This window comes from Burkholderia sp. Ac-20344, from assembly GCF_017104975.1.
Classification (GTDB): Bacteria; Pseudomonadota; Gammaproteobacteria; order Burkholderiales; family Burkholderiaceae; genus Burkholderia.
On record NZ_JAAGPP010000251.1, the window covers coordinates 1 to 7,838 of the forward strand.

Below are 7,838 nucleotides of genomic sequence, written 5' to 3' on the forward strand. Positions count from 1 at the left end.
TAGATGGCGGCACTCGACGCGCTGGCGCGCCTGGTGGTCGAGGATCCGCGCCCCGAACACCACGTGCTCGGCTGGTTCGACACGGCCGTCGCGCTGCGCCTGGCCGACGTCGGCCTAACCACGATCGGCCGGCTGGTCGAAACGATCAACGCGGTCGGTTACCGCTGGTATCGGCGTGTGCCGCGTCTGGGCGAGATCGGCGCCCGGCGCATCACCGCGTGGCTCGCCCACTACGGGGACGTCGCGGGCCTGCAGCTGGCCGCCGGCGCGCAAACCCACCCGTCCGAGCGCACGCTGCCGGGCCCGCCGCTCGCCGCAGCCGGCCCGGTCACCGCGATCGTGCCGCTCGAGCGCTTCTTGCTGCCGCCCGAGCTGGACGGCTCGCACGGCGCGCACCGCAATCTGGTCAAGAACAACAGCCGCGCGAACAACGACCGCGAGGCGATCGACTTCTGGCTCGCCGACTACGAGAACCCGCACACGCGCCAGCGTTACCGCACCGAAGCCGAACGCCTGCTGTTGTGGGCGATCTTCGTGAAGCGCAAGGCGCTGTCGAGCCTCGACACCGACGATGCGCGCGACTACATCAACGGCTTCCTGATCGACCCGCAGCCGGCCAGCCAATGGGTCATGTCGGGCACGGAGCATCGCAGCGATCTGGGGTGGCGGCCGTTCCGCGGGCCGTTATCGGTCAAGAGCCGGCAGGACGCGCTGTCCGCGCTGAAGAAGTTCTTCGGCGAGCTGGTCGACGCGCAGTACCTGGATCACAACGCGTTCGCGAAGATTCGCGTGTTCACCGGGTCGACGCACGATGCCGCCGGCAACGAGCGACGCGTGGCCGCCAAATCACGGCTGCAAATCGAGCGCGGCCTGACCTCCGACGCCTGGCGCTTCGCGATGCGCGTGCTCGACGCGATGCCGGACACGGCGGCGGCGACACGCATGCGCTTCGTGCTGAGCTTTGCGTACAGCACCGGGCTGCGGCGCGCCGAGCTATGCGGGGCGTTCACGGACGATGTCCAAGAGCGCTACGCCGGCCCCGAACTGGGGACGATCCGACTGCTGCGCGTGGTTGGCAAGCGCGCGAAGGAGCGGTTCGTGCCGCTGGTGCCGGCGGTGCTGGCACTGATGGGCGACTACCTGGAATCGCGCGGGCTGCCGCGCGATCCCCTTGCCTGCCCGGCCGCGACCCCGCTGATCCCTGCGTTGCTATCGAACGCCGAGATCGGCGAGGTCCGGCGTGCGGCGAAAACAAGCAAAACCGATCCGGCGCCCGAACTCGCGGCGCGCGCGCGGACAACCGGGCCGATCCATCCGATCCAACTTTATAAGGCGGTTAGGCAGTTTTTTGCGGCTGCGACCGCTGCGGCGCTGCGTGAGGATTCGCCGCACGCGCGGGCCTTCGGCGCAGCCAGCCCGCACTGGCTGCGGCACACCTTCGCCTCGCACGCGATCGCTGGTGGCATGACCCTAGAAAGCGCGCGAACTTTCCTCGGTCATGATTCCCTCGACACGACATCGGTGTATGCGACGGCAGAGTTGAGTAGGCAGTATCGCGAAGCCGAGTCCTTTCTCGAGCAAACCCTGCGGGCTGGCAAGTCACCCAAGTGAACGCCGTCGCCAAACGCTTTCGTGCCCGCGAGCAATATCGGTACTCCGGACTTCGCCCACCAGGAACACAATGCTCGCGGCCTGCCTAGCCCTATTTCGGCCTGCTCTCCCCGCACGGCGGCCTCGGGTGCCAGGTCAGCATCTCCCAGATTTGGTCCGACTTTGGCAATTTGAAGCCCCTAAGTGCTGGATTATCTGGGACTTCCCCCTTACGTTGATAGCCAAACTCCGAGATTTACTAGGAGGTTAAACATATAGACTCGCGACACTGTCAGGCGCTCCACCAAAAATCAGTATATAAGGCGTACGCACTTGAGCGACGCCGCGCATTCTCGACGTTGCCCCGATCGAGAAATCTTCATTTCCACATAACCGATCCCCTTATGGCTGTGCGGTAGTCCGTTGGTACAAGATCGTTGATACGTATCAACGCACGCCCTGCAACGACCAAACCCGATGTCGCTCACTCTGTTCTCCCAATTCGAGTGGGCGACTTCTATCCGACGCCTGAATATGGGTTGATACGTATCAACAGCTCCAGCCTCCCATACGCCTTCAATTTCTGATGTCTACGAGGAATCTCGCGTGACATCAGGTGTTGATACGTATCAACACCTGATGATCATCTAGGCGCTTTTCGATCCAACAGTGTCAGCATCTCTGCATTGACTATCCGATCCCTGACGATTCTGTTGATACGTATCAACAGAATCGTCGCCCTATGTCGCGTCTCTGCGCCGTCAAGGCAAGCGATGCCATTGCCCCTTGAGGAGCGAAGTTGATCCGTGCCTGCGAACTGGCGTATCGCTTGTTGATACCCATCAACACCGAACGATTTTCCGTGCAACTCAACTTGCAATCCCCGGGGCCGCCACGTTGATACGTATCAACAGATCGACCAGTCCCAGCGCGCGTTGTCACTTCACTTCAAACCAAGAGTTCAGTTATTGCTTTCGTGGAAGAACGTGGCCCGTTGATACGTATCAACGCCAATCGTCGATTTGCAATGCGCCGACCGTCATTCTCGGGTCACTCTGTTGATACGTACCAACAGAGTGACCGCTCGCGGCGGCCGTTGTCATTGCGCATCAAGCGAAGCGTTCGGTCGTTGCATGGGCTGTACGTGTGACTTGTTGATACGTCTCAACGGGCCCGCCACTCAGAGCTAGGCTCCTGAATCCGTCCAGTAGGTGCTGTCGTTGCACTCCCGCTGGCAACTCGCCATCTGCACCGGGCTTCCTGGGTGGCACGTTGATACGCATCAACTCAGGATTCGTGTCGGAGCAGGGTACGAGTCCACACCAAGCACCTTGGCGACGTAAATTATCGACGCTCTACAACAAATCACTTGAATTTTTGTAATTTCAAATTATGATTGGGTGAATTCTTGAGGACCCGGTCAATGACTGCAAAAATCTTCGCGATAGCGAACCAGAAGGGTGGTGTTGGAAAGTCCACGATCAGTGTCAATGTGGCGAGCGACCTCGCCGAACGAGGATTCCGCGTCCTTGGGATCGATGCGGACCCCCAGAACACTCTATTGCAATGGAGTGCTGCTGCAGGTGAGGGTGAAGAAGGGCTTCCGTTCCCCGTCGCAAACCTCGCCGCATCTGGGAAAATGATTCATCGCGAGGTTAAAAAATATATCAACGATTACGATTTCATCGTAATCGACTGCCCGCCATCTGTTGAAGATCCACGACCTGCCGTGGTCCTTATGATCGCGGACCTAGTCGTGATGCCGACGTCTTCATCCCCGACTGATTTCTGGTCCAGCCGCGGCTTCATTCAGTTGATCGAGCAAGCCCGTGCAACGAACGATGAGCTGAAGGCCGTCTGGTTGCTCAATAAAGCAAAGCCGAAGCGCCTGCTGACGAAAGCGCTAGGGAAGGCAATTGCAGACACGGGGATCCCCGTACTAAAAACTAGCCTCAGTGATCGGGAATCCTTCAAGCAAGCAGCTGCGTACGGAGTAGCGGTATCGGCCCTCTCTGACAAGGGTGCACGGGCTGCTCGCGACGAGATCAAAGCGATCACCGATGAGATTCTCGAGATCCTGGACGTCGAGCAAGTTAAGGAGGGAGCAGTATGAAGGGGCGACGCAGTCTTGATGCCGGCTTTACAGTCGCAGTGCCAACGAAGCACACCGCAATCGATCGATTTGCCGCCGTCGATGCGATCGTAGGGGATAGCCAGAAGCAACCGCCTCACCCCGAACTTCGAGTTGTTCCGCCAACCACCACCGATGTCGATGGCATCGCGGGTTCTGTTGCGTATCGCGAATGGTGCGTAGCGAACAACTATACGCCCGGAACGCCGATCGATCTGCCCTTGGCGTCGGTAAAGGCAAGCCCCTTCAATCCCCGTCACTTCTATCGAGCGCAATCGATCACAACACTGGCCCTGAACCTATCAACGCAAGGGCAACAGCAGCCGGTGCACGTAACCCCAGACTATGTGAAGGGTGAGGGATTCTTCATCGTCGACGGCGGTCGACGGACCAGGGCACTTCGTGAATCGAAAGAGAGCAATGTAAAGGCCATCGTAGTCGACGTGCCACAAGGCATCGAGAGCTACAAGCTCGGCTATGACCTCAACACGCAGCACGAAACCCAAACGGTTTTCGACGATGCTGTAGTTTGGAAGCGAATGCTGAGCGAAGGTCATTTCGCGAGCCAGACCGCTCTCAGCGAGCAGCTTGGCGTCGACAAGTCGACGGTAACTGCGACGCTTTCGGTTGCAGAGCTCCCCGATGCAATGATTGAGGATATGCTCGAACACCCGAAGACGTTCGGCATGAATATGGCTTACGCGATCGTTAAGTACTACCGTGCGACTGGTGAGAAGGAGACGAGCCAGTTGATCCGGAAGATCGTCGATGAGGGACTCAGCGTTCGCAAAGTAAACGATCTGGTCAAACGCGCGACAGACGCAAATTCAGCGAACACGTCCAATCGCCAGCGATACTCCGAACGCGTAGACATCAACATGCACGGCAACGTAAAGGTCGGTGACCTTCGGCTGTATGGTGACGACAAGCTTCGTCTGGAACTCCAGGGATTGCCGCGTGATGTCCGTGACCGCATCCAACGGAATATCGTTGCGCTACTCGCTGAAGAAATGAAGGATTCCGATTCTCTAGATCTCGGAAACCAAAAAGACTGACGGTGCAGGGCAGGGGGTTCAATGAACTTATCCTGCCCATCTATCGCATTCTGCAGCCTGCGCCTGTGACTCACGGATGCAGGTTGGCGTGATCCAACACGAAAGACGGCCTCCCAAAGGCCTCTAGAGTCGATTACGCGACTTCAGCGACCTCGTCCAGATCCAACCGACTCTGAGGGTTCTGAACGAACTTGAAGTCCAATGAGTTCACGGCGCGTCCGAGCTTCACTGGAGTCCATGCAATAACCAGGTCCGCCTTGGCATTCAGTTCGTTCACCGCGGTTTCGATTACGCGTCGCTTGATATCTGCGAAGCGATACGTTTCGGGGATCTCGAGAACAGTTCGGAAGTCCGCCAAGGTGATGAGCAACCGTCCACGATCCCGTTCTCGCATTAAGAGTTCAAGCAAGCGCCACGAGTACAGCGACTGGAGGCCGCGAGCAAACTCAAGCTGGTAGGAAACGAACCGGCGTTGAAGGAGAAAGATGTGCGGAGTCAGGTCCGGCGAGAACGACACCTCGGCCCACCCTTCACGCTCGTGATATACGGCCTTCCACACCCAGTTCAAGACGACCTTCTTTGGACCGTCCATGTAAGTCAGTTGTCGCTTCTGAAGACTCGCACAACCTTCTTTCAGTCCTTCGTACGCCGCAGTCGCTTGCTTCTCGCCCGACCTCGGGGCAAGCGCCGCGAGCGCGGCAAATTCATCGGCACGAACTCGAACACTGACATACCCGCTCCCTTTGCCATGCAGGTATGGCGATTTTTTGCTATCGATGCATCGAAGCGCTGCCATCATAACGCGCTTCTCGTTGAGAGTTAGCCCCTGTTGCGCATTGACAAGCGCGCGGCTCATAGCGACAGTGCCCTTTACGCGGCCGTCTCCGTCCAACGGCGGTTCGTCCGATGGCTCGATCTGAAAAGATTCGATCTCAACGATCTCAACCTGTGCCGGTTCGGGCAGGTGCTTAGCCTTTTTGCTCACAAAGGTGACCTTAAGGAAGGGGTGTCACAATTATAAGGTGACATCAGAGAGGTGCAAGTCACCGTTGTGGATAACGGTCGAAAAATGTCACGTCTGGCCCGCATTTTGTCCACTTGGGGTCGGATTGCGTCACCCTCAGACCGGTTTACGTCACAGTTCTTTCACTGTGATGCCTGGCAAACGCTTATCCAGATTGCCTTTCCGGCTGGCGGCACAGCGTTTACAAAAGGGTTTACAAACGGTTCTATAAACTGTCTTACAAAAGACCATCCTAGAAAAGTTGCTCCGACACAACAAAAAGCCGCGGTACACCTCACCTAGTTGCCCAAAGACACCCCTAAAGGTGACTTTTTCCGACCTCTTAGGCTGAAACCCGTCGCTGTCCACACGTGCAATCCTGGAAAACTGAGGAAGCCAAGCGAAAAGGTGACGCTTTCCGACCCGAATGCTTGAAAGGGACTAAGTACTCACTCACGTCTCAGATCCCAGTCTCTTCGGCGCACGGTCTATGCCTGATGCAGGTCGGAATGTGTCACCTTTCAAGACAGACAAGGGCATAGCGAACCCGCAGTGGTTAGCCGAAACGGCGCCGCTTAAGGTACAGGTCGGAAAATGTCATCGATCGGCCCGACCTTTGGGTCGGAATCCGTCACCTTTTGCCATGGGTATCCGTCGGTGACTGCGGGGCCGCTTTTCGGAACATCTACGTCATGGGTCGGAAAATGTCACTTTTGGGTGAACTGCTCTGGGTCGGAATCCGTCACTGTTGAATAGGTTGCCCAGGTCGGATTGGGTCACTGTTCAGGCCTCGCCCAGTGGGTCGGAAAATGTCACCGTCACAAGTTCGACCGGCCCGGGTCAATCATCGGGTCGGAAAATGTCATCGATCGGCTCGCGCGGGGAGGTCGGAAAATGTCACATTCCGAAGCAAGCAAGCCGAAGGACGCGAGCGGCCTCGTTCCTCATGAGTTCAGGTCGGAAAATGTCACCGATGGCGCATTACGGTCCTGGGTCGGATTCTGTCACCTTGGGACTCTCTGCTTCAGTCCATGCGATGTGACGAAATACCAGCAGCTCACCGTTGCGGACCGATCAAACTTGGAAGAAGGGCATTCACCATTTTTTCGAGGATCGAGAGATGCGGCACGACTCGTTGAATATCTGGTGAATCGATTCGAATATGCCGCCCGTTTGCTCCCAATGACAGCCTAAGCTTGAGGGGGCTCTCAACACGCACATCTCCGGTGCAGAGGATTGATCTTGCAATTGCTGGCGTGGTTCCACCCGGCACTGACATCGCGCGACGAACGATTACATCGCTGCCGAGTTCGCGGACCAATACCGTCATCGCCTCGGCTGTACGAAATGAAATCCGACTTACGCCGCCGAGAACGTCAATTACCTCTTGAGGGAGGCCGGCCGCTCGAATCGACCGAGTAACGATTGATGCCGAGACGTTAAGGTCAGCGGCAAGTTGTGCCTGGCTCGGCCACCAACCGCGATCAAGTTGCTCGCGGTAAAACCTCCCCAGCACTATCGGTGGAGATTCGGCCCGGCGCAGATTTGCGTGTTGCGCGAAAGCCGTCGCGCGACCGCTTTGCGTATGAGTCGGCTCAACAATCGAACTGTTGCAGGAATCGAACTGGATCATTGATATTTGCGGCTATGAGGCTTCATTGTTGCGACTTATGCAAAATGCCACTCAACTGGTTGTGTGGGTTGAGCAGGCAGACCTAGTAAGTCGAGCCGACGCAAGAGCCTGATTCCTCGAAGAATTTTGAACCACTGCAAAATTCGCCCGACCAGCGCGAAGTGTGCAAGGTGTGCAACGAACTAGGTCCGAGTTTATCGTCGCAAGAGAAAAATCAAGCCTCAAAAGCTCGCGATTTTCATAGGGCTTTTTGCCGTCCCTCCCGCAACCGGTTGAGCGCAACGGCACTGATGTTCGGCGTCTCCTTATATCTTCAATTTGCTTCAAACTTCAGTTGTAGTCCGCCGTCAGGCGGGCTGCTTTACCGGTTGGCGGCCGTGGTACAGCTTGTGTCTCCTGCGAGCCATCAAGCTCGAACACCAGCTC

Annotated in this window: 5 protein-coding genes; 3 read left to right on the plus strand and 2 right to left on the minus strand. The window is 57.3% G+C overall.

What is annotated here, in order from left to right; genetic code table 11:
• Positions 1-33: 33 nt before the first annotated feature.
• The 3 genes from G3N64_RS37405 (at position 34) to G3N64_RS37415 (ending at position 4,776) form a co-directional block, all read left to right on the plus strand.
• On the plus strand, positions 34-1,611 hold the full coding sequence (locus G3N64_RS37405; protein WP_346778856.1) for a phage integrase family protein: 1,578 nt from the start codon (positions 34-36) through the stop codon (positions 1,609-1,611).
• Between the two features lie 1,402 nt (positions 1,612-3,013).
• Positions 3,014-3,703, plus strand: coding sequence for a ParA family partition ATPase (gene parA / locus G3N64_RS37410; RefSeq protein WP_205788634.1), 690 nt, complete (start codon positions 3,014-3,016; stop codon positions 3,701-3,703).
• Positions 3,700-4,776, plus strand: a complete 1,077-nt coding sequence (locus G3N64_RS37415) for a ParB/RepB/Spo0J family partition protein (RefSeq protein ID WP_205788635.1) — start codon at positions 3,700-3,702, stop codon at positions 4,774-4,776. The genes parA and G3N64_RS37415 overlap by 4 nt, the downstream gene beginning before the upstream one ends.
• A gap of 133 nt (positions 4,777-4,909) precedes the next feature.
• Here the strand turns inward: G3N64_RS37415 and G3N64_RS37420 are convergent, their stop codons facing one another.
• Both G3N64_RS37420 and G3N64_RS37425 read right to left on the minus strand, forming a co-directional pair.
• Complete coding sequence (locus G3N64_RS37420; RefSeq protein WP_175035799.1) at positions 4,910-5,761, minus strand: replication initiation protein; 852 nt, start codon at positions 5,759-5,761, stop codon at positions 4,910-4,912.
• 1,075 nt (positions 5,762-6,836) lie between these two features.
• On the minus strand, positions 6,837-7,412 hold the full coding sequence (locus G3N64_RS37425) for a hypothetical protein (protein WP_205788636.1): 576 nt from the start codon (positions 7,410-7,412) through the stop codon (positions 6,837-6,839).
• Positions 7,413-7,838 lie beyond the last annotated feature (426 nt).

Excerpts from the sequence above, each read along its gene's own strand:
- G3N64_RS37425 (WP_205788636.1), bottom strand. The coding sequence starts at position 7,412 with ATGATCCAGTTCGATTCCTGCAACAGTTCGATTGTTGAGCCGACTCAT.
- parA (WP_205788634.1), top strand. The coding sequence starts at position 3,014 with ATGACTGCAAAAATCTTCGCGATAGCGAACCAGAAGGGTGGTGTTGGA.
- G3N64_RS37415 (WP_205788635.1), top strand. The coding sequence starts at position 3,700 with ATGAAGGGGCGACGCAGTCTTGATGCCGGCTTTACAGTCGCAGTGCCA.